Raw genomic sequence first — 25,669 nt, 5'->3', positions numbered from 1 at the left:
CGTGAGGGAGGCGCGCCCGGTCAGTCGCGGCGGGGTCGGTCGCGGCCGGTCAGTCGCGGGCTGTCAGTCGCGGCCGGCGCTCTCCGGCGTGAAGGCGGGCAGGCACACGGCGACGTACTCGGCGCCGTCGGGGCCCACGCTGTAGCGCACCTTCTCCCCCGGCGAGGTCACCACCGACTGGCCCGCGCCGACCTCGACCGTGCCGCCGTCGTGCTCGACGAGCAGGCTGCCGCGCAGGACGACGGTGTACTCGGTGAACGACGGGGTCTGGGCGGGCTCGGCCCAGCCGGGCGGGGCGGTCATGTGGGCGATCGAGACCTGCTCGTCGCCGCTGTTGACGCGCCCCACATGCTCGTCGATGATCTTGCCGCCGGGGACGGGGATGCGGGTCGGGCCCTCGATCTTTCTCACCACGGGCTTCAGTGTGCCACGTCGAGCACCAGCCGGCTCGGCGCGGACTGCTCCTTCACCCGGAAGCCGGCCCGGCGGGCGAGCGCCAGGCCGACGCCCACGCGTCCCTCGAAGTCGCCGGTCCTGACGACGTGGGAGACGTTCCTGAGCCCGGCCCGGTAGACGGGCCCGCCCTTCCAGGTGGGGTAGCCGTCGTCGTCGTGCGCGTTGGCGGGGAAGAGGGTGAGCTGCAGGTACGCGCCGCCCTGGACGCCCATGGGCTCGCCGGAACCGTCCTGGAGGAATTCGTCCACCCATTTCACCTTGTAGCCGGGGATGTCGCCCTTGAGGTCGATCACCACCCGGTCGTAGCCGTCGTGGGTCGCGTACCGGACGCCGGTCACCACGGCCGGGTCGAGGCCGTCGCGCTCGACGTCCACCTCGGCGGTGCTGGTGGGGACGTCCGAGGGGGCGCTGCGGGGGGTGGCGGTGCCGGGACCGGTGTCCGCGGGGGTGTCCAGCCGCGCGGTCTGCGAGGAGGTGCCGCATGCGGTCAGGACGGCGAGGCAGGCGAGCGGGACGGCGAGGCGAAGGCGCGACGACCGCTCGCCGGCCGGGGATGACGGGCGCATGCCCGGTAGATGCCCAGCCCACGGGCCTGCAAGCGGCTTGGTGGCGGATCGGCCCGGGTTTCCCGGGCACTTCCGCGGAGCCGGGACTGCCTCTACGCTGATCAACCTCCAAGGAGTCATACAAGTGAGCAAATCCCACGACTTATCGGCTTTTCTGGCGTCTTATGGGCCTTCTTTCGCTCGGACGGCCTACCTGCTGACGGGCGACGCGGACAAGGCCCGCGAGCTGGCCACCGCGGCCCTCGTCGCGTCCTGCCGCCGGTGGTCCGCGATCCGCTACCACCGCCCGGCCGACGCGGTGCTGCGCGAGCTGTACGGACGGTTCCTGGGCGCGACGGGCGCGCCCTGGCCGGTCCCGGAGGGCCATTTGCTCGCCGGACTCGCCCCGAGGACGCGCGCGGCCGTCGTCGTCACCTTCCACGACGGGTTGAGCCTGCCGCACGCGGCCCAGGTCACGGGCCTGTGGATCGGCGCACTGGACGACGAGCTGCGACGAGCCCGCACCCAGCTCCAAGCCACCCACCCGACCCTGTTCGAGAACCCCGCAGACCTGACCAAGGACCCCGCGAACCCGCCCGAGGAACGCGCGAACCCGTCCGAAGAACGCGCGAACCCGTCCGAAGAACGCGCGAACCCGGCTGAGGAACGCGCGGACATGGCTGAGGACCCGGCGGACCTGGCCGAGGACCATGCGGACCTGGCCGGGGGGCGCCAGGGCGAGCGGTCGCGGGACGGCGCGACGTCCGCCTCCCTCTGGACGCTCGCCCCCGCTCCCGAGCCCGCCGCTCCCTGGACGCTCGGCCCCGCTCCCGAGCTCGCCGCCCCGGCGGCGGGCCCTCACGACGCCGCCCCCGGGGATCCGGCGCTGCGGGCCGCCCTGCTCGGCCTGGCCGCCGGGATGCCGCGCGCCGGACTCGCCGACCTCGCCGAGACCGTCCTGCGCCGGGTGACGGCGCGGCGCCGGATCCGGGCGTCGGTGTGGACGTTCGCCTCCCTCGGCCTGGTCGCCGCGATGGTCGCGGCGACCGCCGCGGGGCTGTCCGCGCTGGCCGCCCGCATGGACGAGGCGACGGCCCGCTCCTCCTTCGACCCCGGGACGCGGGCCCCCGCCCAGGAGATCCGCGACCCGCTGCCCGCCGCGCTCCCCGACCCGGTCCGCTTCGCCTACCCGGGCTACTGCCGCGACGCCGAGGCCGACGCCCACGACCCGCAACCCTGCGGCCAGTGGGTGCTCACGACCCGCTCGGGCGCGGAGTGGCGGCTGCCGGACGCGCGGGCCGGCTACGACCCCGCCACCGGCGCGTACATGCCGCTGGCCCTCAGCCAGGACGGCCACCGGCTCCTCTACCAGAACCCGCAGGGCCGTTACCTGGTCCACGACCTGCCCACGGGCGTGGTCAAGCGCATCGACGCCACGGCGGGGGACGGCGAGGCGCACATCAGCTCGTCCCCGGACGGCCGCTACTTCGCGCTGTCCTTCGGCGACGCGGACGACAGCGCGGTGCTCGACTTCCGCACGGGCACGACCCGCACGGTACGCGGCGCGGACGTCGAGATCCTGGCCGTCCACGACGACGGCACGCGGGTGGTCGCCGAACGCCGGGACACCACCGCCGTCCCCGGCCACGCCTCCGTCAGCACGCTGAGGCTGGACGGCGCGGGCCCCCGTACGAAGGGCTTCCGGATCGACCCCGCCCTCATCGAGCACGGCGCCGCGCTCGCCCCCGACGGCCGCTCGCTGGCCCTGGTAACGGCCGACGACCGGCTGGTCACCATGGGCGCCCGCACCGGCCGCGTCACCGGCCCCCGCCCCCGCCTGGACGTGGACGGCCTCGAAGTGATCAGGGTGGAGCGCTGGCTGAGCCGCGACAAGGTCCTCGTGCGCCTGTGGGACCAGGAGGACGTCTACCTGGTCCAGGTGGACGTCCGCACCGGCGAGAGCGCCGACCTCGGCGACTCTGCGACGGAGTGGATCGACTACTCCGACCCGCTCGGCGCTCTGGAGAAATGAGGAAGGCCCTGGAGAAATGAGGAAGAGGGCCCCGCCCCCGGCGGAACCCTCTTCCCGATCACAGGGAGGTCAGACGGCCTCGAAGACCTTCACGTCCTCCGCCTCGACCACGGCGGCCTTGCGCGAGCGCAGCCCGGTGGCCGAGATCACCAGCCCGACCAGGGCCAGCACCAGCGCGACCACGATCGCCGAGCGCAGCGCGCCGATCGACAGCGTCTCGCCGCCCGAGGTCAGCACGGCGGTCACCACGGCCAGCACGATCGCGCCGCCGACCTGGCCGGAGGTGTTGAGCAGCCCGGAGGCCAAGCCCTGCTCGTCGTCGTCCACGCCGGTGGTGGCCTGGATGTTCAGGGAGGGGAAGGACAGGGCGAACGCCACGCCGATCAGGACCATGCCGGGGATCACCAGGCCGCCCAGGCTCGGCGTCTCGTCGATGCCCAGGAAGATCGCGTAACCGCCGGCCAGGGCCGCGGCGCCGATGACGATCAGCTTGGCGGTGCCGAACCTGTCGGCGAAGTCGCCCATCTTGGTCGAGGTGACCGCGACGAGCAGGCCCGCGGGCAGGAACGCCATGGCCGTGCCGAGCGCCGACCAGTGCAGCAGGTTCTGGAAGTACTGCATGGCCACGAACTGGAAGGCCACGTACGAACCCATCAGGATGAGCAGCCCCAGGTTGGCCCGCACGATGTGGCCCGAGCGCAGGATGCCGAGCCGCACCAGCGGGTGCTTCAACCGCAGCTCGGTGAGGACGAACAGGCCGAGCAGCACCGCGACGGCCACCAGCGAGCCGATCGTCCGGAACGAGACCCAGCCGACCTCGGGAGCCTGCACGACGGTGAAGACCAGCAGCAACATCGAGGCGGTGATCAGCACGGCGCCGACGAGATCGTGGCCGCCCTCGGCCCGCTCCTCCTGGACCTTCGGCAGCACCTTCAGCGCGGCGATCAGCGCGATGATCGCGACCGGCACCGGCATGAGGAGCGTCCACTGCCAGCCGAGCCCGGTCAGCAGGCCGGAGAGCACGAGGCCGAGCGAGTAGCCGCTCGCGGCGCAGGCGGTGAAGATGCTCAGTGCCTTGTTGCGCTCCGGGCCCTCAGGAAACGTGGTGGTGATGATCGACAAAGCGGCGGGCGCGGTGAACGCGGCGGCCACGCCCTTGACGAACCGGGCGGCGATCAGCAGGCCCCCGTCGTCCACGACACCACCCAGCAACGACGCGACGGCGAAGACGCCCAGAGCGACCAGGAACACCCTGCGCCGCCCGAGCAGGTCGGCGGTCCTGCCCCCGAGCAACAGAAGACCGCCATAGCCGAGCACGTAGCCGCTGACCACCCACTGCAGGGAAGACGTGCTGAGGCCCAGATCGTGCTGGATGGCCGGGAGGGCGACACCGACCATGGAGACATCAAGGGCGTCAAGGAAGATCACTGCACAGAGCACGGCGAGCGCGCCCCAACGGGATGAGGAAGAGGACATGGGTCAGAACAATACATGCAGCAGCATCTAATGCAAGCGCATTTAATGTCGTTGCATGAAACTTCCCGAGATGGTAACCTCCGCGACATGGACGAGGAGTTCGTGGTCGAGACCTGGCATTACGTCCTGGCCAAACACGCGAAGGCCATGTGCGCGCTGGAGCGGGAGCTGGGCGAGCGGCACGGGCTCGGGCCCAGCGAGTTCGAGGTGCTCGACCGGATCGTCCACCACGACAGGAAGCTGCGCATCCAGGAGCTCTGCGAAGAGGTCCACCTGAGCCAGAGCGCCCTGTCCAGGGTCGTGGCCAGGCTGGAGAAGAGCGGGTTCGTCACCCGCGGCACGTGCGACTCCGACCGCCGGGGAGTGTTCGTCTGCATCACCGACGAGGGGCGCGCCCGGTACACCGAGGCGCTGCCCACGCAGCGCGCCGTGCTCGCGGGCGTCTTCACCGACGTGCCCGAGGTCCCCGCCGTCACCACCTAGCCGGTACGCGGCCGGGGAAAAGCGGCGGCGGCCGTACCCGGGCAGGGGTCCGGCCGCCGCGCACGCGTGCTTCCGGCGGTCAGCCGATGCGGTCGATGACCAGGGGCAGCAGCTCGCGCCCCGACTCGGCGACCTCGTAGCCGCCGTCCAGCGCGTCCAGCGCCCGCTCGAACCTGGCCGTCTCGTCCGCGTGCAGCGTCAGCAGCGGCTGGCCCTCGCGCACCAGGTCGCCGGGCTTGGCGTGCAGCACGATCCCGGCCCCGAACGACACCGGGTCCTCCTTGCGCGCCCGTCCGGCGCCGAGCCGCCAGGCGGCCAGCCCCACGGCGTACGCGTCGAGATGGGCCAGCACGCCGGACGACGGCGCCGCCACCGTCATGCTCTCGGCCGCCCGCGGCAGGACCGCGTCCGGGTTGCCGCCCTGGGCGGAGATCATCCGCCGCCACGCGTCCATGGCCGAGCCGTCGCGCAGCGCGTCGGCCGGGTCCTTGCCGGAGACCCCGGCCGCCGCCAGCATCTCGCGCGCCAGCCGTACGGTCAGCTCCACCACGTCGGACGGCCCGCCGCCGGCCAGCACCTCGATCGACTCCTCGACCTCCAGCGCGTTGCCCACCGCCCGGCCGAGCGGCCGGTCCATGGCCGTCAGCAGGGCGACCGTGCGCACGCCCGCGTCGCTACCGAGCGCGACCATGGTCTCGGCCAGCTCGCGGGCGCTCTCGGTCGTCTTCATGAACGCCCCGGAGCCCACCTTCACGTCGAGCACCAGCGAGCCGGTGCCCTCGGCGATCTTCTTCGACATGATCGACGAGGCGATCAGCGGGATCGACTCGACGGTGCCGGTGACGTCGCGCAGCGCGTAGAGCTTCTTGTCGGCCGGGGCCAGCCCGGAGCCCGCCGCGCAGACCACCGCGCCGGCCGTGCGCAGGACGTGCAGCATCTGGTCGTTGGAGAGCGAGGCCAGCCAGCCCGGGATGGACTCCAGCTTGTCCAGGGTGCCGCCGGTGTGCCCGAGGCCGCGCCCGGACAGCTGCGGCACGTACGCCCCGCACGCCGCCACCAGGGGCGCCAGCGGCAGCGTGATCTTGTCGCCGACGCCGCCCGTGGAGTGCTTGTCGGCCGTGGGCCGGTCGAGCATCGACCAGTCCATGCGCTCGCCCGACCGGATCATGGCCTGCGTCCAGTCGGCGATCTCGCGCCGGTTCATGCCGTTGAGCAGGATGGCCATGGCCAGGGCGGACATCTGCTCGTCGGCCACGTCACCGCGGGTGTAGGCGGCGATCACCCAGTCGATCTGGGCGGTGGTGAGCTCGCCGCCGTCGCGCTTGGCGCGGATGACCTCGATGGCGTCCATGGTCACGAGCTCCTGCTGAGGTCGTCGGGGCCGAACGCGTACGGCAGGATCTGCGCCATGCGCTTGGGGCCGTCGACGGTCTCGACCAGCAGGTTCTCACCGCCGAACTCGTACAGGAGCTGACGGCAGCGCCCGCACGGCATGAGCAGCTCGCCGTGGCCGTCCACGCAGGTGAAGGCCACCAGCCGGCCGCCGCCCGACATCTGCAGCGCCGACACCAGGCCGCACTCGGCGCACAGGCCGAGCCCGTACGAGGCGTTCTCGACGTTGCAGCCGGTGACGATCCGGCCGTCGTCAACGACCGCCGCCGCCCCCACCGGGAACTTGGAGTACGGCGCGTAGGCGTTGCGCATGGCCGTGGCGGCCTCGGCGCGCAGGCCGTCCCAATCGATGTTCAATGTTGATCCCCCCGACGGAAGCGTACGCCGTCGGCCTTGGGCATCCGCAGACGCTGCGAGGCGACCAGGAGCACGAGCAGCGTGAGCACGTGTGGCGTGATGAAGACGAACTCGCCCGGCAGCGTCTCCACGGTCCGCCAGAGCCAGAACAGCAGGAGCGCGCCGACCGCCGCGGCGGCGATCACGGTGTAGTCCTTGACGCCCCTGACCACGATGTCGGCCGGCTGGCTCGGCACGACCAGCCTGCGGATCTGCAGCGCGATGTAGACCACCAGCAGCAGCGCGCCGAACAGGAAGAACGTGGTGACCGCGTTGGCCTCGCCGGAGCTGCGCAGCTGCAGGCCGCTGGCGTAGCCGAACAGGGACGAGCCGGCCGCGAGCCCGCCGGGCCGCCAGTTGCCGAAGATCATGGCCGCCAGGCCGATGAAGCCGCGTCCCTGCGTCTGGCCCTCGACGTACTTGTTGGAGACGAAGACCAGGAACACGCCGCCGAGCCCGGCGAACGCGCCGGAGACGACGACCGCGAGGTACTTGATCCGGTAGACGTTCACACCCAGCGACTCGGCCGCCCACGGGTTCTCCCCAGCCGACCGCAGCCGCAGCCCGAACGACGTGCGCCAGAGCACCAGGTACGTCACCGGCAGCAGCAGCACGGCCAGGATGATCAGCGCGTTCACGTCGTGGGTGAGCCCGCGCAGGATGCCGGCCAGGTCGGAGAGCAGGAACCAGTGGGTGCTCTCCAGCTTGCCGAGCAGGTCGGGGCCGTCGGACAGGACGGGCAGGCTCACCTCGGGCGCACCCGAGCTGATCGCCGGCGAGGTGGTGATGCCGGCGCCCTTCGCGCTGGCCGAGGTGCCCTCGCCGTAGAGGACCTCGGACAGGAAGCGGGTGATGCCGGGGCCGAGCAGGTTGATGGCGACGCCGCTGATGATGTGGTCGACGCCGAACGTGACGGTGGCGATCGCGTGGATGAGCCCGCCGAGCGCGCCGCCGAGCAGCCCGGCGACCAGCGCGGCCACGGCGCCCCACTGGTATCCGGCCCAGCCGGCGAACCAGGTGCCGAGCACCATCATGCCTTCGAGGCCGATGTTGACCACGCCGGCCCGCTCGGCCCACAGGCCGCCGAGACCGGCCAGGCCGATCGGCACCGCGAGCAGCAGCGCCGCGTTGAACGTGCCGGAGGAGGTCAGGTCGTCCTGGCCGGAGATGACCCGCACCAGCGACAGCAGCAGGATGAGCGCGGCGACGCCGAGCAGCGCCAGATGGTATTTGCCGACCCTGCTCATGCTGCCACCTCAACCGGTCTGTTCGTGTCGAGCTGCCGGGCGGCCCGCTGCTCCTCAAGCCGCATGGCGATGCGGTTGGTCACCTCGTTCGCGATGACCACCAGCAGGACGATGACGCCCTGGATGATCGTGATGACCGACGACGGCACGTCCGCGATCTGCAGCGCGCCCTGCGCCCGGTCGAGGAAGGCGAACAGCAGCGCGGCGATCGCGATGCCGACGGGCTTGTTCCTGCCCAGCAGCGCCACCGCGATGCCGAGGAAGCCGAGGCCGGCGGTGAAGTTGGAGTTGAAGGCGCCCTTGTCGCCGAGGATCTCGGGCAGGCCGATGAGCCCCGCGATCGCGCCGGACAGCACCATGGCCGCGATGACCATCTTCTTCGGGTTGACGCCCGAGGCGAAGGCGGCCGGGCCGTTGAGCCCGCTGGCCTTGACGTTGAAGCCGAAGCGGGTGCGCTCCAGCACGACCCAGACCACCAGGCCGAGCACGACGGCCACGAGCAGGAAGCCCCACACGCCGCCGCCGCGGGTGGGCGCCAGCAGCCCGAACCAGTCGAAGACGAAGTTCAGGTTGGGGAACATGGCCGACTCGGGCAGCTGCGGCGTGGTCGTGGTGAGCTGGCCGGCGGCCCGCTCGCCCGTGAACGGCCCGCGGACCAGGTAGGAGGAGAGAGCGATCGCGACGTAGTTGAGCATGATCGTGGAGATCACCTCGTTCACGCCGCGGGTCACCTTCATCACCGCGGGGATCAGCGCGTACGCGCCGCCGACGACGGCCGCGACGACGATGATCACCAGGATCTGGATCGGCTTCGGCGCGGTGAACGTCGAGCCGACGAAGGCCGCGCAGATGGCCGCGATGCGGTACTGGCCCTCGACGCCGATGTTGAACAGGTTCATGCGGAAGCCGACGGCCACCGCCAGACCCGCGATGAACAGCGGCACCGCCCGGTTGAGGAACGCCGCGATGCCGTTGGACACCGACCGCTCGGTCTCGCCGAAGTTGAAGAAGGCGGCGAACGCGTCGATCGGGCTGGCGCCCGCCGCGGTGATCGCCACGCTGGAGATCGCGATCGCCAGGACGATGGCGACGACGGCGCCTGCGACGGTGAGCAGCGCCCGGTTGAGCCCGGCGGGCATCACGTCTCCTCAGTGCCGGCGATGGCGCCGGTCATGTAACCGCCAAGCCGCTCGGGCGTGACGTCGGAAGGATCGAGTTCGGCCACGAGCCGGCCGCGCAGGATGACCCTGATCGTGTCGGACAGGCCGATCAGCTCGTCGAGGTCGGCCGAGATCAGCAGCACGGCCAGGCCGGCGGCCCGCGCGTTGCGCAGGTGGTCCCAGATGGCGGCCTGGGCGCCGACGTCCACGCCGCGGGTGGGGTGGGCGGCGATGAGGAACGAGGGCTCGCCGCTCATCTCGCGTCCGACGATCAGCTTCTGCTGGTTGCCGCCGGACAGGGCCAGGGCCAGGGTCTCCACGCTGGGGGTGCGCACGTCGTACTCCTTGACGATGCGCTCGGTGTCGGCCTTGGAGGCGCGGCGGTCGACCCAGATGCCGCTGCGCGCCGGGGGCCTGGTCTGGTGGCCGAGCACCCGGTTCTCCCACAGGGACGCCTCCAGCAGCAGGCCCTGCCGGTGGCGGTCCTCGGGGATGTAGCCGATGCCGGCCTCCCTGCGCTTCAGCGTGGACCAGGCGCTGATGTCCACGCCGCCGAGGGTGATCGTGCCGTGGGCGGCACGCATGCCCATGATCGCCTCGATCAGCTCGGACTGCCCGTTGCCCTCGACGCCGGCGATGCCCAGGATCTGGCCCGCGTGGATGTCGAAGGAGACGTCGTCGAGGATCAGGCGCTTGCCCTCTTCGCGCAGCTTGTCGACGTACAGGTCGACGGAGGTGCCCCTGGGGACGGGACGGAAGCCGTCGGCCTCCATCGTCAGCCGCGACACGCTCAGCGTGACGCTCTCGCGCACGGTGGACTCGCGGGTCTCCGGCGTGGGCAGCTCGCTGCCCACCATCAGCTCGGCGAGCCGGCGGGCGGTCACCTCGGCGGGGTTGACGCTGGCGACGGTGGTGCCGCGGCGGATCACGGTGATCGCGTCGGCGATGTTCAGCACCTCGTCGAGCTTGTGCGAGATGAAGATGACGGTCAGGCCCTCGGCCTTGAGCTCGCGCAGGTTCTCGAACAGCTCCTCGACCTCCTGCGGCACGAGGACCGCCGTCGGCTCGTCGAGGATGAGGATGCGGGCGCCGCGGTAGAGGACCTTGAGGATCTCCACCCGCTGGCGGTCGCCGACGCCGAGGTCCTCCACCAGCGCGTCGGGGTCGACGCGCAGGCCGTGGCTGCTGGCCAGCTCGGCGATGCGGGCCCGCGCCCTGCCGGTGTCGAGCATGCCGGCCCTGGTGGGCTCGGCGCCGAGGACGATGTTCTCCAGCACGGTGAAGTTGTCGGCCAGCATGAAGTGCTGGTGGACCATGCCGATGCCGACGTCGATGGCGTCGCTGGGGGTGCGGAAGCTGACCTCCCGGCCGTTGACCCTGATCGTGCCCTCGTCCGGCTTCTGCATGCCGTAGAGGATCTTCATCAGGGTCGACTTGCCCGCGCCGTTCTCCCCGACGATCGCGTGGACCGTGCCGGGTTCGACGGTGATGCGGATGTCGTGGTTGGCGACGACGCCGGGGAAACGCTTGGTGATGCCCTCCAGCTCTACGGCGGGTTGCACCGCGGCGAGGGTGTCCGAGCTCATTTCGCCTCTCCTAGAGCATGGGGGGCGGACGGGGCGGATAGCCAGAAGGCCCGAAGTGGGGACTCCGGGCCCTCGGTCGTCCGTTCCTACCCAGATTACGGCTTGGACGGAACCGTGATTTTGCCGTCGACGATGTCCTTCTTGGCAGCGTCGAGCTTGTCCTTGATGTCGTCGATCTCGCCACCGGTGGTGGACAGGCCCACACCGTCGACCTTGAGGTCGTAGACGGTGTTGCTGCCGCCCTTGGCGCCGCCCTGGAAGGCCTTGACGAACTCGAAGACGCCGACGTCCACGCGCTTGAGCATCGAGGTCATGATGACCGACTGGAGGTCGGTCTCCTTGACCGTCTGGCGCTGGTCGGAGTCGACGCCGATGGCCTTCTTCTTGGCCGCGGCCGCCGCCTGGAACACGCCGAGGCCGGAGTCGCCGGCGGCGTGGTAGACGATGTCCGCGCCGTCCTGGTACATCTTCTCGGCCGCGACCTTGCCCTTGTCGGGGGCCTTGAAGCCGGAGAAGTCACCGTCGGGGGTGAGGTACTTGATGTCGATCTTGATGTCCGACTTGACGGACTTGGCGCCCATCACGAAGCCCGCCTGGAACTTCTTGATCAGGTCGTTCTCGACGCCGCCCACGAAGCCGACGTGGCCGGCCTCCGACTTGGTCGCCGCGGCGACGCCCGCCAGGTAGGAGCCCTGCTCCTCGGCGAACAGCAGGCCGGTCACGTTCGGACCGTTGGAGGCCGAGTCGACGACGGCGAACTGCACGTCGGGGTACTCGGCGGCGGTCTTCTTGATGTCGTCGCCGTAGGCGAAGCCGACACCGATGATGGGGTTGTAGCCCGCGTCCGCGAGCTGGCGCAGCAGGTCGCCGCGGTTGGAGCCGTCAGCGGCCGGGCTGAGCTCCTTGATGTCGGCGTTCAGCTCCGTCTTGGCCTTCTCCAGGCCGGCGTAGGCGGCGTCGTTGAACGACTTGTCGCCACGGCCGCCGACGTCGAACGCCAGGCCGACCTTCAGGCCGCCCTTGGGGGCCTCGCTGCTGGCGCCGGAGCTCGGCTGCGTGCTCGCCGAGGTGCCTCCACCCTCGCCGCCACAGGCCGCGACTGCCATGAGCATGACGCCGGCTACCGAGCCGACGGCAATCCTGCTGAATCGCTTGCCGAGCAAGGCGACTCCCTTCCATTTCCTCGCCGTCGAACTTCATCGCAGGCGCGAAGAAACGTACGGCACCTGCACGGAAGATAGTTGCTTGACCAGGGCAGACCAAACCGGCACACAGGGTCGCAACCGCTCCGTTATCGACATCAAGCGCGTCCGTGACCTGAATCTGGGTTCAGGCACTTGGGACGGCCTCCGGAAGATTTTGCCCAAGTTTGGTAGGTAAGAGGCCCTTGCCGAGCGGTCGATCATGGCAGAGATTCCGATCAACGGTGGAAATTTCGTATCGGAGCCCCGTATGCAGCCTTGGAAGACACTGGCCGTACCGCTGGTCGCGATCCTCGCCGTGACCTTGAGCGGGCCCGCCCCGGCGACGGCCGCCACCCCCACCCTCAAGATCGAGAACAACGCCACCCAGCCCGTCTTCTCCCGCGCCGACGCCGTCAAGCAGACGGTCTTCGTCGAGGTGGCCGGGACCGACAGCGACGACGACGGGCAGCCCGACCGCGTCGCCATGGACATCCTGCGCCCCAAGGAGACCGACCAGGGCCTCAGGGTCCCGGTGATCATGGAGGCCAGCCCCTACTACGCCCCCGGCAACGACGTGCCCAACCACCCGGTGGACGTCGACGCGAACGGCAACCCGCTGCCCACCCTGAAGTCCCCCTCGGCCAAGCTCTTCAGCGAGCCCTTCGACGGCTACTACGACAACTACTTCGTGCCCCGCGGCTACGCCATCGCCCTGGTCGAGAACGTCGGCAGCGCCCGCGCCACCGGCTGCCCGTCCACCGGCGACCGGAACGAGACGGCCGGCCCGAAGGCCGCCATCGACTGGCTGAACGGCCGCGCCCGCGGCTTCGACGCCGACGGCAACGAGGTCAGCGCCACCTGGTCCACCGGCAAGGTCGGCATGATCGGCGTCTCCTACAACGGCACCCTGCCCAACGCCGTCGCCTCGACCGGCGTCGAGGGACTGAAGACGATCGTGCCGATCGCCGCCATCTCCAGCTGGTACGACTACTACCGGGCCAACGGCGGCGTCCTGGCCCCCGGCGGCTACCAGGGCGAGGACCTGGACGTCCTGGCCAAGTTCGTGCTCACCAGGGACCGGGGCTTCGAGGTCTGCGGCGCCAAGATGGACGCGCTGACCGCGAGCCAGGACCGGATCACCGGCGACTACGGCCCGCTCTGGGACGCCCGCAACTACCTCAACGACGTGGACAAGGTGAAGGCCAGCGTCTTCCTCGTGCACGGGCTCAACGACTGGAACGTCAAGACCAAGCAGTTCGCCCAATGGTGGTACGCCCTGGCCAAGCGGCACGTCCCGCGCAAGATCTGGCTGCACCAGGGCACCCACATGAACCCCTTCAACCTGCGCACCGCCGAGTGGCTGCGCCAGTTGCACGGCTGGTTCGACTACTGGCTGCAGGGCATCGACTCGGGCATCATGCGCGAGCCGCAGGCCGACGTCGAGATCGGCGTCGGCGAGTGGCAGCAGCACGCCTCCTGGCCGCTGCCCGGGGCCACCACGGTCGCGCTGCACCCGGCCGCCGGCGAACGGCTCGGCCTGCTGCCCCGGCCGCTGTCGCCCGCGGAGTCCTTCGTGGACCAGAGCGCGCGGACGGCCGAGCAACTGGTGGAGGCGACCGGGCCGGACCCGAACCGGCTGGCGTACCGGACCGGCGAGCTGCCCGCCGACGTGCGCATCTCCGGCACGCCGACGGTCTCCGTGCGGGCCTCGTTCAAGGACGGCGCCTCGCCGTACCTGACGGCGTTGCTGGTGGACTACGGCACCGACGTGCGCCCGGACGGCACCCTGCTGTCGACCGGCCAGACCTACTGCTACGGCGAGGGCGTCCCGGGTGACACGGGCTGCACGACGCTCAGGCGGCTCGGCACGGCGACGACCGCGTACAAGATCGTCTCCAGGGGGTGGCTCGACGTGCGCAACCGCCACCGCGCCGACCGCACGGAACCGCTGCGCCCCGGCAAGGAGTACACCTTCACCTGGGACTTCCAGCCCAAGGACTACCTGTTCAAGAAGGGCCACCGGCTGGGCCTGGTGATCGTCTCGACCGACCGCGACTACACCCTGCGTTATCCGGCGGGCACCCGGATCACCGTGTCGCCGGGGCACTCGTCCCTGCGGCTGCCGGTGGTGTTCGGCAGGCTCGGCTGACATGCCGACGGCCCGCCGCGCGACGCGGCGGGCCGTCGGAGCGGCGCTCAGGCCATGGCGTTGCTGATGGAGTCGATCGGGCCGACGTCCCACAGCGCGGTCAGCGCGGTGGCGGCCATCACCCGCACGCCCATCGCGATCGCCTTCTCGTCGACGTCGAAGGTGCCCTGGTGGATGTCGTACGTGACGCCGTCGGGCGAGCGCGTGCCGAGCCGGGCGAAGGCGCCGGGGATCGACTCCAGGTACCAGGCGAAGTCCTCGCCGCCGAGCGACTGCTGGGTGGGCACCACCGCGCCCGCGCCGAGGGCCCGCTCGGCCGCCTCGGCCAGCATCTCGACGCTGACCTCGTCGTTGACGACCGGCGGCACGCCGCGCGTGTAGTCCATGACGGCCTCGACGCCGTACGCGCCGGCGACGGACTCCAGCAGGGCCTTGATCAGGTCGGGGGCGGCGTGCCAGGCGTTCTCGTCGAGGCAGCGGATCGTGCCCTCGGCGATGCCGTCGTCGGGGATGGCGTTGGCCGCCGAGCCCGCCTCGACCCGGCCCCAGACGAGGCTGAGCGAGGAGCGCGGGTCGATCCGGCGGGAGAGCGCGGCGGGCAGCTCGGTGAGGATCTTGGCCAGGGCGAAGACCAGGTCGGCCGTCAGGTGGGGACGGGCGGTGTGGCCGCCGGGGCCGGAGACCCTGACCACGATCTTGTCGCAGGCCGAGGTGATCGGGCCGCTCCGGAGGCCGAGCTGGCCGACGTCGACGCGCGGGTCGCAGTGGAGGCCGAAGATGCGGTCGACGCCGCTGATGCCGCCGTGGGCCATGACCTCAAGGGCGCCGCCGGGCAGCTCCTCGGCGGGCTGGAAGATCAGCCGGACCCGGCCGGGCAGCAGCCCGGCGGCGGCCTGCTGGGCCAGGAAGATCGAGGTGCCGAGCAGGACGGTGGTGTGCACGTCGTGCCCGCAGGCGTGGCACGCGCCGGGGACGGTGGAGCGGTAGGGCACGTCCTTCTCGTCCTGGAGCGGCAGCGCGTCGATGTCGGCCCGCAGCGCGATGGTCGGCCCGTCGCCGCTGCCCACGTCGCAGATGAGACCGGTGCCGCGCGGCAGCACCGACGGCGTCAGCCCCGCGGCGGTCAGCCGGTCGGCGATGCGCTGGGTCGTGCGGTATTCGGCGAAGGCGAGCTCAGGATGCATGTGAAGGTCGCGACGGAACGCCACCAGCTCCTGCTCGATCTCCGCCAGGAACGCGTCCAGCTCTCCCCGCAGCTCACGTCCCCGCATATGTCACCATCCATCCCGTCGAGGCCGCGCGTCCCACACACGGACGTCGGCTCATAACGCTCTCGAAAAAAGTCCATCCTGCGGCAGCCACCTGGTTGAGGCGGCCGTTCGGCGAATCAAAAGCCACACCCGTAGGTTTCGGTGCGAGATCGTCAGCACGGGCTTCGCGTTCATCGGTCGCAGCAGCCCGGGTGCACGGCGGTAAGCCGTGAGCCCGGTGGCGATGCTTCTGACTTTATCGCTCCCGTGCGCCTTCGCGCCGACAGATACACCAAAAGTTGGCCGACGGCATGCCCGTAACCGCAGGTGGTTACGTTCCGCACATGCCTACCTGATCCGGAAAATAGTCACAAGGGATCATTAGATGGTGACCCGATGTCGCCACTTCCAAACGTGCTCACCGATTTCGAATCCTGTCACCTTCTGTCATGGTCATGACACTTTGGCGCTTGCTGCATTTGTGAAGAATGCGTGTTTCACTCGCTATATGATCACTAATATCCCGTTCGGGGAGAAGTATGCCGGGTTGAGCATCTTCGAGCCGAGCGAGGGGACCCTGGTGGTCGTACCCTCGCTCTCCCTGCCGCAGGACGAGCTGCGCCGCATCACGGCAGCCCGATCGTACGAGGAGCGCCTGCTCTTCCTCCTCCTGACGCTCCGGGAACCCGGGGTCAAGGTGATCTACCTCTCCTCCGCGCCGATCGATCCCGACATCATCGACTACTACCTCGGCTTCCTCCCCGACCCGGACGACGCCGCCAAGCGCCTGGAGCTCATCAGTCTCGACGAGCCCTGGTCGCAACCCCTCACCCGGACGCTGCTGCGCCGACCCGACGTCCTCGACCGGTTACGGTCGGCGATCGACGCCGACACCTGGCTGGTGCCGTTCGTCCTCAGCGAGACCGAGGAGGAGCTGGCCGCGTCACTCAACGTCCCCATCTACGGCCCCGCCACCGCGCTGGCCTACTACGGCTCCAAGAGCGGCGCCCGCGAGGTCGGGCACGAGGCCGGCGTGCCCATGGCGCGCGGTTTCGGCGACGTGCACAGCATCATCGCGATCGACGAGGCCATCGACTCGCTCCCCGGCGAACGGGTGATCGTCAAGCTCAACGACGGCTACTCGGGCCTCGGCAACGCCATCGTCGACAAGGCCGACCGCTCGCTGACCCGATTTTCGGCGGCCGGGGAGACCTGGACGAGCTTCACGACGAAGATCAGGGAACGCGGCGCGGTGGTGGAGGAGTTCATCGAACATCGCCCGCTCTACTACCCGAGCGCCCTGGCCCGAATCACGCCCGGCGGGCACGCGGCCGTCCTGGCCACCCACGACCAGGTGCTCGGCGGCCCCAACAACGACGTCTACCAGGGCTGCACGTTCCCCGCCGCCCCCGAGTACCGGCACGAGGTGGGCGAGTCGGCCGAGCGCATCGCCGCCATCCTGGCCGAGCGGGGCGTGGTCGGCCTGTTCGGCATGGACTTCTTCGCCCTCAAGGCCGACGCCGGCTACGCCGCGCTGCTGTGCGAGATCAACCTGCGGATCGGCGGCACGACGCACCCGTACGGCGCGGTGGTGCTGACGACCGGGGCCAGGTACGACCCGGCCACCGGCCTCCTCATGGCCGGGGACCAGCCGAAGTACTACACCGCGACCGACAACTGCTCCTCCTCCTGCCTGCGTGGCCGCACGCCGGGCGAGGTCATGCGCACCGCCCGGCGGCTCGGGATCGGCTTCGACGCGGACCGGCGCACGGGCAACGTCTTCCACCTGCTCGGCGCCATCCCCGAGTACGGCAAGCTGGGCTTCACCTCGATCGGCGACTCGCGCGAGGAGGCCGACGAGCTGCACGCGCTCACCCGCCGCCTTCTCTGCGACGCCTGATCCCCGCCTCCCGCAGTCCGCGCCACCCGATCACCGCCAGCACCGCACCGAGGATCACGTTGACCCCGATCAGGATCCCGTGCACGACGTAGAAGCCGGTGGGATGTCCGTCGGCCAAGTTAAACCCGAGGTTGATCCACTCGACGATCATGAACACGCCGAGGATGACGAGGAAACCGGCGATCTTTGGTGACATGGTCATCTCTCCAGTATCGAAGGCGGATCATCCGGGGAATGTGTCGCCACATGGGCATTCACACGGAGCTACGCTGAGACCGCCATGTGGACGAAATTTGTGCCGGTTACGGCACTTCTCGCCGCGGTCACGCTCACGAGCGGGACCGCATCCGCCGCCCCGGCGACACCCGTCGGCGGTGACGCGCTGGGAAGCCGTGGGCTGGTGCAACCCCAAGGCGTCAAAGCGCCCCCCGAGAGCAAGGCTACTTCCTACGTCATCGCGGACGTGGAGACGGGTCAGGTGCTCGCCGCGAAGGACGCGCACGGCCGCTACCTGCCGGCGAGCACCCTCAAGACGCTCACGGCGCTGACGCTGCTGCCCAAGCTCGACAAGAACCGCAGGGTCCGGCCCAGCCAGAACGCCTGCAACCAGGAGGGCACGGCGGTCGGGCTGACGCCCAAGATGACGTACAAGGTCGACGACCTGTTCCGGGCGCTGATGATGTCGTCCGGCAACGACGCGGCCATGGCCCTGGCCGAGACGAACGGCGGCGTGGCCCAGACCATGCGGGACATGAACGCCGAGGCCAGGCGGCTGCAGGCGTTCGACACGGTGGCCAAGACCCCGAGCGGCCTGGACAAGCCGGGGCAGAGCAGCTCGGCGTACGACTTGGCGCTCATCGCCCGCGCCGGCCTCGCAAACCCCGATTTCCGGCGATATATCAGTACAAAGGTTGCCAAGTTTCCGGCGCCCAAGGACTACTACGAGATCAGCAACCACAACAAGCTGCTCTGGCGCTACCAGGGCATGATCGGCGTCAAGAACGGCTGGACGTCCAAGGCGCAGGGCAGCTTCGTCGGCGCGGCCACCCGCGGCGGCCACACGATCCTCGTCACGATCATGCGGCACGAGGGCTACTTCTGGGACGAGGTGGCCAAGCTGCTCGACTGGGGCTTCGCGGTCAGGGGGAAGGCGACCCCCGTCGGGCGGCTCGTCGAGCCGGTGCCCGAGCAAGTGCGGGCCGCGCCGCAGGCGTCGGCGCCGGTGTCGCGGGTGACGCCGGCCGCCCAGCCGCCGCTGCTGGACACGGCGGCCTCCAAGCAGACCGACTCCACCCGGACGGTCGGCTCGGCCGTCATCGGCGGCGGCCTGCTGTTCGGGCTGGTCTGGCTCGGCTTCGGCATCCGCCGCAAGCGCAACCGGTCCCGCCTCTGACGCCACAGAGCGCGTCGGGGCCGGATCAGGGCTCCGAGGTCGGGTGCGGGGTCGTGCCCCTGCACTCGGGGCCGGCCGCCTGGCCCGGGTCGGCCGCCGGCACCTCCAGCGGGTCGCCGAGCGACGGGATCGGCGACGGGGACGGCGGCGGGCACAACCCCGTGGTGGACGTCCACGCGGCGGCCAGCAGCACGAGCCTGGCCGAGAAGTTCATCCACACCAGCAACCCCACGATGGCGGCGAACGCGCCGTAGACGGGGTTGCTGAGCGTGGTGCTGAGCAGCAGGCTCGCCACCTGCTTGAGCAGCCCGAACCCGATCGCGCCGAGCAGCGCGCCCCTGACGATGACCTTGAACGGCTCGGCCGGCTTGGCGACCCAGCCGAGCAGGATCACGAACAGCACCCAGTCGGCCACGACGCTCGCCACCACCACGAAGATCCGGAACGCCTCGGTGCTGAGCAGCGAGTTGTCGCCGAAGACGTGGTCGAGCACCTTGTCCGTGACCGTGGTCGCGGCCCCGGACACCAGCGTGGACACGACCAGCGTCGCCCCGAGCAGGATGACCGAGACCAGGTCGCGCAGTTTGCCCAGGAAGTAGTTCGGGGGCGGCACGGTGGTCATCGACATCTCGCGCAGCGCCGCGCGCAGCGCGTCCATCGCGCCGAGCCCGGCGTACAGGAGGCCGAGGAGGCCGATGATGCCCGCCGTCGTCCTGGCGCCGGCGATCTGCTCCAGGTTGAGGTCGGTCGCCATGCCGGGGAGCCGTTCGTTGATGGCGGTCTCCAGCGCCTCCCTGGTCGCGCTGCTGGCGTCGAGGGTGTAGCCGAGCACCGCGTACCCGAGCGCGAGCAGCGGGAAGAAGGACAGGAACGAGAAGTAGGTGACCGAGCCGGCCAGCCGGTCGCCTCCCTGGAGCTGGTAGCGGCGCACGGCTCTGACCAGGTGGTCGATCCACAGCCTGCGGACCCGCCAGTGATCGAGCGTCGTCCGGCCCCAGGCGCGCAGCGACGCGATCCGCTCGTTCAGACTCGCCATCACGCCCTCACCCCCGCCCGCCGGAGGCGAACGATCACCTCGTCACGGCGTCGGCCGATTCTGTCAGTGACGCGAGGACCGCCGCCAGATCCTGGTGGAGCATCTGCCCATCCCGCTTGACGACACGCCCGCCGACCAGCACGGTTTCCACGACACCGGGGTCGGCGTTGAGCACGACGGCGCCGATCGGGTCGTGCGCCGCCGCCATGCCGAGGGTGTCCGTGCGCAGCAGTTGCAGGTCGGCCTGCTTGCCCGGCCGCAGCGAGCCGACGACGTCGCCCAGGCCCACCACCTCGGCCCCCTCGAGGGTGGCCATGCGCAGCACGTCGCGGGTGGTGAAGCCCATGCCGCCGCCGTCCGGCCGGCCGCGCTCCAGCAGGTACGCCGCCCGCATCAGGCTGAACATGTCGCCCGGCGCGCAGCTCACCGTGTCGATGCCGAGACCGGTCGGGGCGCCCGCCGCCCTGGCCCGTCCGCTGACCGGGTAGCCGAGGCCGAGCGTCATCTCGTCGACCGGCGAGACCGACACGTTGCCGCCGCTGGCCGCGACGCGCTTGAGGTCGTCGTCGGTGTAGCTGTTGGCGTGCACGTACGTGGTCCGCGGCCCGAGCAGGCCGTTCGCCTCCATGAACGCCAGGCCGCGGGCGGCGCTGTCCGGGCCGCCGACGCCCATGTGCACGGTGACCGGCAGGTCGAGCTCGCGGGCCAGCCGCCATTCGGCCAGCGCGTGCTCCTCCGCCACGATCTCCGGCCCGAGCGCGGCGACGACCATGGTGACCAGGCCGCCGCCCGCGCCGAAGTGCTCCTCGTGCACCCGCAGCCCCTCGCGGACGAGCCCGCCCGGCTCGCCCCCGTGGCACCAGCCGAGCACGGCCCTGATCCCCGACTCGCGCAGCGCCCGCACGGTGGCCTCGGTGTGGGCGGGCGAGAGCTGGATGTGGGACCAGTCGAGCAGCGTGGTGATGCCGGTGTCGAGGCATTCCAGCGCGCCGGCGAGGTTGCCCGCGTGGACGTCGGCCGGGCGGTGGGCGGGCGCCAGCTCGCCGAGCACGCGGCTCAGGTAGCCGTCGAAGGCGACGTCGGGGGCGACCGCCCTGATGCCGGCCTGCCAGGTGTGCCGGTGGGTGTCGACGAACCCGGGCAGCACGATCCGCCCGGTCGCGTCGATCACCTCGGCGCCCGGGACGTCGGGCAGGCCGGGGCCCACCTCGGCGAGCACGCCGTCCTCGACGCGCACGTCGACCTGGCCGAGCACCACGGGCTCGGGCTCGGTGTCGATCACGGTGCCGTTCTTGATCAGGAGAGCTTTTATCATGATGGAAAGCTTCTCATTAAGCTTTCCGAAAAGCAATCTGGCGATGGGTATCCTCGTTGGCGTGAAACCGGATGAGATCGACGCGATGGTGCCGCGCTGGGTGGAGTCCGGGCTGTCGTCGTCGCTGATCGCCGGTCTGGAGCTGAGCAAGCGCCTGTCCCGGCTGCACCTGGTCTTCGAGCAGGCGATCAAGGCGGAGCTGGCCGAGCTGGGGCTGACCTACGCCGAGTTCGACGTGCTGGCCGCGCTCGCCCGCACACCGGCGCCGCACCGGATGAAGCCGAGCGAGCTGTCCAAGGCGCTGCTGCTCACCTCGGGGGGCACCAGCAACGTGCTCCAGCGCCTGACGGCGGCGGGCTACGTCGAGCGGGAGGCCAACGCGGGCGACGCGCGCAGCCGGTGGGTGCAGCTCACGGCCGAGGGGCGCCGGGTGGCCCTGGCGGCCCTCGACGCCTCCTCGCGGGCGCACGAGGAGGTGCTGGCCGGGGTGCCGGAGCAGGACGTCAGAGCCGCCGCCGACGCCCTTCGCGAGGTGCTCACCCTCGTCGGCCGCCGCCGCTTCCGCTAGCTCGCACGCAGGGCGTGGCGGTCGGCCCATGAGCGGATCGCCGCCGCGATGGCCTCCGGCTGGTCCTCCGGGGCGTGGTGACCCGCCGGGCCCAGGTGCTCGATCTCCAGGGCCGAGATGGTGCGGGCGCACCAGTCGAGCACCTCGCCCTGGATCAGCAGGGTCGGCGAGGAGTCGAAGGTGAGCAGCAGCTTGGGCACCTCGTCGCTGTCGGCCAGCCACTTGTCGTAGCGCTCGACGGCCTCGGCCACGTCGGCCGGGTCGCCGTCGAGCGGGATCGAGCGCGCCCACTGCAGCAGCGGCCGGCGGCTCTCCCTGGTCGCGTACGCCTCCAGGTACGGCCGCAACTCCTCCTCGCCCAGCGGGTTCAGCACCCCGCCCGTGTACGCCGTCCGCACCAGGAAGTCGTCGTCGAGCACCAGCCGCTCCCCCGCCTCGCTCCTGATCAGCTCGCTGCGGGCGCGCGGCCCCTCGCCCAGCTCGCTCCAGCTCATCGGCCGCACGATGGTCTCGAAGAAGGCCATCCCGCGCACCCGGTCCGGATGCCGCGCCGCCCAGTCGAAGGCCAGCGCGCCGCCCCAGTCGTGGCCGACCAGCACGACTTCCTCCAGGCCGAGTTCGTCGAACCAGGCGTCGAGGTAGCGGGCGTGGTCGGTGAAGCGGTAGGCGAGGTCGGGCCGTCCCGAGCGGCCCATGCCGATCAGGTCGGGCGCGAGCAACCGTCCGGAGCCCACCCCGGGCAGCACGTTGCGCCACAGGTGGGAGGAGTTGGGGTTGCCGTGCAGGAAGACGATCGGCACGCCCTCCCCCCGGTCCTCGTAGTACATGGTCGAGTCCAGCACTTCGGCGACAGGCATGACACGCCTCTTTCGTTCGTAGCACTAACGTTTATGGCACTAACGAACGTACATCGTTAGTGCGACTAACGCAACGGGATAGGATCACCGGCATGAGCCACGACATGTCCGACGCCGCCGACCGGGCCGCCCCCGACCGCCTGCGCGGCCTGCCGAGCCGGCTGCTGGCCCACGTCGCGATGCAGGCCGACCGGCTGGTCAGCGACCGGCTCGCGGGCGCCGACGCGCGCAAGTGGCACTACGCGGTGCTCGTCGCGCTGCGCGAGTCCGGCCCGGCCAGCCAGGCCGAGCTGAGCCGGCTCACCGGCATCTACCGCAGCGACATGGTCGCGCTGCTCAACGAGCTGGCCGGGCGCGGCCTCGTCGAGCGCGCGCCCGACCCCGCCGACCGCCGGCGCAACGTCATCTCCATGACCGAGCGCGGCCGTGACCGGCTCACCCGGCTCGACGGGCTGGTGGACGACGTCCAGGACGAGCTGCTGGCGCCCCTGACCGGCCCCGAGCGCGACCAGCTCGTCGGGCTGCTCGGACGGCTGCGCGACCACCACTCCCGATCAGCCCAATAGCGGGCAAAGACTAGTAAAAGCCGAGGCGTGGGAGCTTGCCGACATACCTCCTGACCAGGGGGAACGCATGGCAGGGCCGCTCCGGTGACCCTAGCCTGTGCTGTGTTGGGACCGAGCCAGGAGGCGTCACCCCCATGACCGACATCAGCACCGGGCAGATGGTGCGACTCCAGCGCGAACGAAGGGGCATGAGCACGACCGCGCTGGCGACCCAGTCCGGCTGCACCACCCGGCACATCGAACTGATCGAACACGGAAAACGCACCCCCTCCCTGCCCCTTCTCCGCGAGATCGCCAAGGTCCTCGGCGTACGGACCGCCGTGCTCCTGGGCGAGACCCCTCGCGACTCCCACGAGCCCAGCAGGCCGCAGATCCGCGACATCGAGCGGGCCCTGTTCGCCTGCCGCGCCGGCGAGCCCGACCTCGAACCGCCCGACGCCGAGCAGCTGACCGAACGCGTGGCGGCGGCGCGCAACGCCTGGTTCACCTCGGCCCGCCGGTACTCGATCCTGATGGCCGCGCTGCCCTCGCTGGTCTCCGACGCCGAGAGCCTGGCGGCCGAGCGCACCCCCGCGGCCTACCGGACGGCGACGGACGCGTACATGCTGGCCAGGGGGGTGCTCAAGCACCTGCAACGGGTGGATCTCGCGCACCTGGCCGCCGACCGGGCCATGCGTTACGCCGAGGAGTCGGCCGACCCGCTGATGCTCGCCTGGGCCCACTGGAACCTCGGCCAGTCGATGCTCTCCGACGACATGCACCAGATCGCCCAGGACGTGGCCCGGCGCGGCATCGAGATCCTCGAACCCCACGTGGCCGACGGCGACGTACGGCACATCAAGGCGCTCGGCGCGCTGCACCTGCTGGCCGCCATCAGCGCGGCCAGGGGCGGCGACGACGAGCAGGCCCGGCAGACCGTGCGCGGCACCGCCGCCCGGCTCGCCGACCGCGCCGACGACCACTCCGACGCCTACGACCTGGCCTTCTTCGGCCCCACCAACGTCGCCATCCACATGGCCAGCATCGAGCACGACACCGGCCGCCCCGAGGCCGTGCTGCGGCTGGCCGACGACATCGACATCCGCAGGACCCCGTCCATCGAGCGGCGCACCACGCATCTGTGCCAGGTCGCCCGCGCCTGCGAAGACCTGGGCGACGACGCCGCGAGCCTGGTCTACCTGCTGCGGATCGAGCGCGAGAGCCCCGAGGAGCTCGACCACAAGCTGCTGCTGCGGGAGATGGTGCGCTCGCTGGTGCGCCGCGCGCGGCCGTCGTGGGCGCCGGAGGTGCGTTTCCTCGCCGAGCGCCACAACATCGACGTGTGAGGCCGCCCACCGAACTCTGAGTTCGCTCCGGCCGAACGGGGAGATCTGTCGCCGCGGTTCGTCACCGAGCGGGTCCGGAGTGGCACTGTGCGTCCATGACCACAACGCCGAGTGCTGACGTCGTCATGGAACGCCTGCTGGAGGAGGCCATGCGCGAGTTCCCCGGCTGGGCGTTCAGCCGGGGACGGTCGGGATGGACCGCCGTGTCGGGCGGTGTGCGGCTGACCGGCCGCAGCCTGGCCGCGCTCCGCGCCCGCCTGCGCGTACGCCCCCTCGACCAACGCGCACGCCTGTGACGACCGGAGGAAGGGCGGCAGGCCCGCCGCCCTTCCCGCGTCACACCTTGGGCAGGAAGCCCACCCGGTCGCGGACCTCGGCCATCGTCCGCCGGGCCACGGCGGCGGCGCGCTCGGCGCCGACGGCCAGCAGGCGGTCGAGCTCGACCTCGTCGGCCAGCAGCTTCTCCGTGCGCTCGCGGATCGGCGTGAACGTCTCCACGACCGCCTCGGCGACGTCCTTCTTGAACGTGCCGTAGCCCTGGCCCGCGTAGCGGGCGACCAGGTCGGGGATGGGCGTGCCGGTCAGCGCCGACTGGATGCGCAGCAGGTTGGAGATGCCCGGCTTGTTCTCCTCGTCGAACAGCACTTCCGAGCCCGTGTCGGTCACCGCGCGCATGACCTTCTTGCGCAGCGGCCCCGGCTGCTCCAGCACGTCGAGGATGCCCGCCGGGCTGGAGGACGACTTCGACATCTTCGCCGTCGGGTCCTGGAGGTCGGTGATCTTCTCGACCTCCTTGAGGATGTACGGGTCGGGCAGCGTGAACGTGTCGCCGAAGCGGTGGTTGAAGCGCTGGCCCAGGTCGCGGGTGAGCTCCAGGTGCTGCTTCTGGTCGGCCCCCACCGGGACGGCGTTGGCCTGGTAGAGCAGGATGTCGGCGGCCTGCAGGATCGGGTAGGTGAACAGCCCGACGCTGGCCGCGCTCTCGCCGAACTTGGCCGACTTGTCCTTGAACTGCGTCATCCGGGCAGCCTCGCCCATGCCGGTGAGGCAGATCAGGATCCAGGCGAGCTCGGTGTGCTCACGCACGTGCGACTGCACGAAGACGGTCGAGCGCTCGGCGTCGAGGCCGGCGGCGAAGAGCTGCGCGGCGGCCACCCGGCTGCGCCTGCGCAGGGCGGCGGGCTCGGTCGGCACGGTGATCGCGTGCAGATCGACCACGCAGTAGAAGGCGTCGTGGGTCTCCTGCATGGTGACCCACTGGCGGACCGCACCCAGGTAGTTGCCCAGGTGGAAGGAGTCCGCGGTGGGCTGGATGCCGGAGAGAACACGAGGTCTGGCCATAGCAGGCAATTG

The 25,669-nt window shown here is 70.8% G+C and carries 24 protein-coding genes; 9 read left to right on the top strand and 15 right to left on the bottom strand.

Translation table 11 applies throughout. The features are described 5' to 3' along the window. Positions 1-63 precede the first annotated feature (63 nt). Positions 64-414 (bottom strand): cupin domain-containing protein, encoded by a 351-nt coding sequence (locus AB0J46_RS34410; RefSeq protein ID WP_352324870.1) that lies wholly within the window; start codon positions 412-414, stop codon positions 64-66. Positions 415-419: 5 nt separating this feature from the next. Then, positions 420-1,022, bottom strand: a complete 603-nt coding sequence (locus AB0J46_RS34405; protein ID WP_364338266.1) for a hypothetical protein — start codon at positions 1,020-1,022, stop codon at positions 420-422. A 124-nt stretch (positions 1,023-1,146) separates the two neighbouring features. Between AB0J46_RS34405 and AB0J46_RS34400 the strand changes: the two genes are divergently transcribed. Then, complete coding sequence (locus tag AB0J46_RS34400; RefSeq protein ID WP_364338265.1) at positions 1,147-3,033, top strand: hypothetical protein; 1,887 nt, start codon at positions 1,147-1,149, stop codon at positions 3,031-3,033. A gap of 69 nt (positions 3,034-3,102) precedes the next feature. On the opposite strand, the gene AB0J46_RS34395 is transcribed toward AB0J46_RS34400, so the two are convergent. After that, the gene (locus AB0J46_RS34395; RefSeq protein ID WP_364338264.1) at positions 3,103-4,509 is read right to left on the bottom strand and encodes an MFS transporter; all 1,407 of its coding nucleotides are present in this window, start codon (positions 4,507-4,509) and stop codon (positions 3,103-3,105) included. 87 nt (positions 4,510-4,596) lie between these two features. On the opposite strand from AB0J46_RS34395, the gene AB0J46_RS34390 reads away from it, so the two are divergent. Then, a complete protein-coding gene (locus tag AB0J46_RS34390) occupies positions 4,597-4,992 on the top strand; it encodes a MarR family transcriptional regulator (protein ID WP_358282389.1) in 396 nt (131 codons plus the stop codon). Between the two features lie 79 nt (positions 4,993-5,071). Here AB0J46_RS34390 and AB0J46_RS34385 read toward each other — a convergent pair whose 3' ends face one another. The 6 genes from AB0J46_RS34385 to AB0J46_RS34360 form a co-directional block, all read right to left on the bottom strand. Next, entirely contained in the window at positions 5,072-6,343 is a 1,272-nt protein-coding gene (locus AB0J46_RS34385; RefSeq protein WP_364338263.1) for a thymidine phosphorylase, read from the bottom strand. A gap of 2 nt (positions 6,344-6,345) precedes the next feature. After that, positions 6,346-6,741, bottom strand: coding sequence for a cytidine deaminase (locus AB0J46_RS34380; protein ID WP_352324863.1), 396 nt, complete (start codon positions 6,739-6,741; stop codon positions 6,346-6,348). Further along, positions 6,738-8,027 carry an ABC transporter permease gene (locus AB0J46_RS34375; RefSeq protein ID WP_364338262.1) on the bottom strand — a complete coding sequence of 430 codons (1,290 nt, stop codon included), beginning with the start codon at positions 8,025-8,027 and terminating at the stop codon, positions 6,738-6,740. The genes AB0J46_RS34380 and AB0J46_RS34375 overlap by 4 nt, the downstream gene beginning before the upstream one ends. Next, positions 8,024-9,166, bottom strand: coding sequence for an ABC transporter permease (locus tag AB0J46_RS34370; RefSeq protein ID WP_364338261.1), 1,143 nt, complete (start codon positions 9,164-9,166; stop codon positions 8,024-8,026). Before AB0J46_RS34370 ends, AB0J46_RS34375 begins: the two co-directional genes overlap by 4 nt. Then, the gene (locus AB0J46_RS34365) at positions 9,166-10,773 is read right to left on the bottom strand and encodes an ABC transporter ATP-binding protein (RefSeq protein WP_364338260.1); all 1,608 of its coding nucleotides are present in this window, start codon (positions 10,771-10,773) and stop codon (positions 9,166-9,168) included. Before AB0J46_RS34365 ends, AB0J46_RS34370 begins: the two co-directional genes overlap by 1 nt. Positions 10,774-10,868: 95 nt before the next feature. Then, positions 10,869-11,936 carry a BMP family ABC transporter substrate-binding protein gene (locus AB0J46_RS34360; protein ID WP_357702386.1) on the bottom strand — a complete coding sequence of 356 codons (1,068 nt, stop codon included), beginning with the start codon at positions 11,934-11,936 and terminating at the stop codon, positions 10,869-10,871. Positions 11,937-12,225: 289 nt separating this feature from the next. Between AB0J46_RS34360 and AB0J46_RS34355 the strand changes: the two genes are divergently transcribed. Then, positions 12,226-14,106 (top strand): Xaa-Pro dipeptidyl-peptidase, encoded by a 1,881-nt coding sequence (locus AB0J46_RS34355; protein ID WP_364338259.1) that lies wholly within the window; start codon positions 12,226-12,228, stop codon positions 14,104-14,106. Positions 14,107-14,153: 47 nt separating this feature from the next. Here AB0J46_RS34355 and AB0J46_RS34350 read toward each other — a convergent pair whose 3' ends face one another. Continuing rightward, complete coding sequence (locus AB0J46_RS34350) at positions 14,154-15,377, bottom strand: M20 family metallopeptidase (protein ID WP_358282379.1); 1,224 nt, start codon at positions 15,375-15,377, stop codon at positions 14,154-14,156. Positions 15,378-15,864: 487 nt separating this feature from the next. Between AB0J46_RS34350 and AB0J46_RS34345 the strand changes: the two genes are divergently transcribed. After that, positions 15,865-17,256: a peptide ligase PGM1-related protein gene (locus AB0J46_RS34345; protein WP_364338258.1), complete on the top strand. Its 1,392-nt coding sequence runs from the start codon at positions 15,865-15,867 to the stop codon at positions 17,254-17,256. On the opposite strand, the gene AB0J46_RS34340 is transcribed toward AB0J46_RS34345, so the two are convergent. Continuing rightward, on the bottom strand, positions 17,228-17,458 hold the full coding sequence (locus tag AB0J46_RS34340; RefSeq protein WP_352326812.1) for an SCO4848 family membrane protein: 231 nt from the start codon (positions 17,456-17,458) through the stop codon (positions 17,228-17,230). The genes AB0J46_RS34345 and AB0J46_RS34340 overlap by 29 nt on opposite strands. A gap of 78 nt (positions 17,459-17,536) precedes the next feature. Between AB0J46_RS34340 and AB0J46_RS34335 the strand changes: the two genes are divergently transcribed. Beyond that, entirely contained in the window at positions 17,537-18,649 is a 1,113-nt protein-coding gene (locus AB0J46_RS34335; RefSeq protein WP_364338257.1) for a D-alanyl-D-alanine carboxypeptidase, read from the top strand. Between the two features lie 25 nt (positions 18,650-18,674). On the opposite strand, the gene AB0J46_RS34330 is transcribed toward AB0J46_RS34335, so the two are convergent. Then, positions 18,675-19,685 (bottom strand): YihY/virulence factor BrkB family protein, encoded by a 1,011-nt coding sequence (locus tag AB0J46_RS34330; RefSeq protein WP_364338256.1) that lies wholly within the window; start codon positions 19,683-19,685, stop codon positions 18,675-18,677. Between the two features lie 34 nt (positions 19,686-19,719). After that, positions 19,720-21,000, bottom strand: coding sequence for an amidohydrolase family protein (locus tag AB0J46_RS34325; protein WP_364338255.1), 1,281 nt, complete (start codon positions 20,998-21,000; stop codon positions 19,720-19,722). 61 nt (positions 21,001-21,061) lie between these two features. Between AB0J46_RS34325 and AB0J46_RS34320 the strand changes: the two genes are divergently transcribed. After that, a complete protein-coding gene (locus tag AB0J46_RS34320; RefSeq protein ID WP_364338254.1) occupies positions 21,062-21,568 on the top strand; it encodes a MarR family transcriptional regulator in 507 nt (168 codons plus the stop codon). Here AB0J46_RS34320 and AB0J46_RS34315 read toward each other — a convergent pair. Next, positions 21,565-22,425, bottom strand: a complete 861-nt coding sequence (locus tag AB0J46_RS34315) for a haloalkane dehalogenase (protein WP_364338253.1) — start codon at positions 22,423-22,425, stop codon at positions 21,565-21,567. The genes AB0J46_RS34320 and AB0J46_RS34315 overlap by 4 nt on opposite strands. 92 nt (positions 22,426-22,517) lie before the next feature. Between AB0J46_RS34315 and AB0J46_RS34310 the strand changes: the two genes are divergently transcribed. From AB0J46_RS34310 to AB0J46_RS34300, 3 genes are all read left to right on the top strand, one after another. After that, complete coding sequence (locus AB0J46_RS34310) at positions 22,518-22,991, top strand: MarR family transcriptional regulator (RefSeq protein WP_364338252.1); 474 nt, start codon at positions 22,518-22,520, stop codon at positions 22,989-22,991. 134 nt (positions 22,992-23,125) lie between these two features. Next, positions 23,126-24,316, top strand: coding sequence for a helix-turn-helix transcriptional regulator (locus AB0J46_RS34305; RefSeq protein WP_364338251.1), 1,191 nt, complete (start codon positions 23,126-23,128; stop codon positions 24,314-24,316). A gap of 95 nt (positions 24,317-24,411) precedes the next feature. Continuing rightward, positions 24,412-24,612, top strand: a complete 201-nt coding sequence (locus AB0J46_RS34300) for a hypothetical protein (protein ID WP_358282364.1) — start codon at positions 24,412-24,414, stop codon at positions 24,610-24,612. A 40-nt stretch (positions 24,613-24,652) separates the two neighbouring features. Here the strand turns inward: AB0J46_RS34300 and trpS are convergent, their stop codons facing one another. After that, on the bottom strand, positions 24,653-25,657 hold the full coding sequence (trpS, locus tag AB0J46_RS34295; RefSeq protein WP_364338250.1) for a tryptophan--tRNA ligase: 1,005 nt from the start codon (positions 25,655-25,657) through the stop codon (positions 24,653-24,655). Between the last annotated feature and the right edge of the window lie 12 nt (positions 25,658-25,669).

It is taken from the genome of Nonomuraea sp. NPDC049758, from assembly GCF_040674635.1.
Classification (GTDB): Bacteria; Actinomycetota; Actinomycetes; order Streptosporangiales; family Streptosporangiaceae; genus Nonomuraea.
This window is presented reverse-complemented; position numbering and strand designations above follow the sequence as displayed.

What these genes read in the sequence shown, in the direction of transcription:
- AB0J46_RS34325 (WP_364338255.1), bottom strand. Translation starts at nt 21,000, where the DNA reads ATGATAAAAGCTCTCCTGATCAAGAACGGCACCGTGATCGACACCGAG.
- AB0J46_RS34335 (WP_364338257.1), top strand. Translation starts at nt 17,537, where the DNA reads ATGTGGACGAAATTTGTGCCGGTTACGGCACTTCTCGCCGCGGTCACG.
- AB0J46_RS34370 (WP_364338261.1), bottom strand. Translation starts at nt 9,166, where the DNA reads ATGCCCGCCGGGCTCAACCGGGCGCTGCTCACCGTCGCAGGCGCCGTC.
- AB0J46_RS34390 (WP_358282389.1), top strand. Translation starts at nt 4,597, where the DNA reads ATGGACGAGGAGTTCGTGGTCGAGACCTGGCATTACGTCCTGGCCAAA.
- AB0J46_RS34300 (WP_358282364.1), top strand. Translation starts at nt 24,412, where the DNA reads ATGACCACAACGCCGAGTGCTGACGTCGTCATGGAACGCCTGCTGGAG.
- AB0J46_RS34355 (WP_364338259.1), top strand. Translation starts at nt 12,226, where the DNA reads ATGCAGCCTTGGAAGACACTGGCCGTACCGCTGGTCGCGATCCTCGCC.
- AB0J46_RS34310 (WP_364338252.1), top strand. Translation starts at nt 22,518, where the DNA reads ATGAGCCACGACATGTCCGACGCCGCCGACCGGGCCGCCCCCGACCGC.
- AB0J46_RS34365 (WP_364338260.1), bottom strand. Translation starts at nt 10,773, where the DNA reads ATGAGCTCGGACACCCTCGCCGCGGTGCAACCCGCCGTAGAGCTGGAG.
- AB0J46_RS34350 (WP_358282379.1), bottom strand. Translation starts at nt 15,377, where the DNA reads ATGCGGGGACGTGAGCTGCGGGGAGAGCTGGACGCGTTCCTGGCGGAG.
- AB0J46_RS34330 (WP_364338256.1), bottom strand. Translation starts at nt 19,685, where the DNA reads ATGGCGAGTCTGAACGAGCGGATCGCGTCGCTGCGCGCCTGGGGCCGG.
- AB0J46_RS34405 (WP_364338266.1), bottom strand. Translation starts at nt 1,022, where the DNA reads ATGCGCCCGTCATCCCCGGCCGGCGAGCGGTCGTCGCGCCTTCGCCTC.
- AB0J46_RS34375 (WP_364338262.1), bottom strand. Translation starts at nt 8,027, where the DNA reads ATGAGCAGGGTCGGCAAATACCATCTGGCGCTGCTCGGCGTCGCCGCG.
- AB0J46_RS34305 (WP_364338251.1), top strand. Translation starts at nt 23,126, where the DNA reads ATGACCGACATCAGCACCGGGCAGATGGTGCGACTCCAGCGCGAACGA.
- AB0J46_RS34385 (WP_364338263.1), bottom strand. Translation starts at nt 6,343, where the DNA reads ATGGACGCCATCGAGGTCATCCGCGCCAAGCGCGACGGCGGCGAGCTC.
- trpS (WP_364338250.1), bottom strand. Translation starts at nt 25,657, where the DNA reads ATGGCCAGACCTCGTGTTCTCTCCGGCATCCAGCCCACCGCGGACTCC.
- AB0J46_RS34315 (WP_364338253.1), bottom strand. Translation starts at nt 22,425, where the DNA reads ATGCCTGTCGCCGAAGTGCTGGACTCGACCATGTACTACGAGGACCGG.
- AB0J46_RS34340 (WP_352326812.1), bottom strand. Translation starts at nt 17,458, where the DNA reads ATGACCATGTCACCAAAGATCGCCGGTTTCCTCGTCATCCTCGGCGTG.
- AB0J46_RS34395 (WP_364338264.1), bottom strand. Translation starts at nt 4,509, where the DNA reads ATGTCCTCTTCCTCATCCCGTTGGGGCGCGCTCGCCGTGCTCTGTGCA.
- AB0J46_RS34345 (WP_364338258.1), top strand. Translation starts at nt 15,865, where the DNA reads ATGATCACTAATATCCCGTTCGGGGAGAAGTATGCCGGGTTGAGCATC.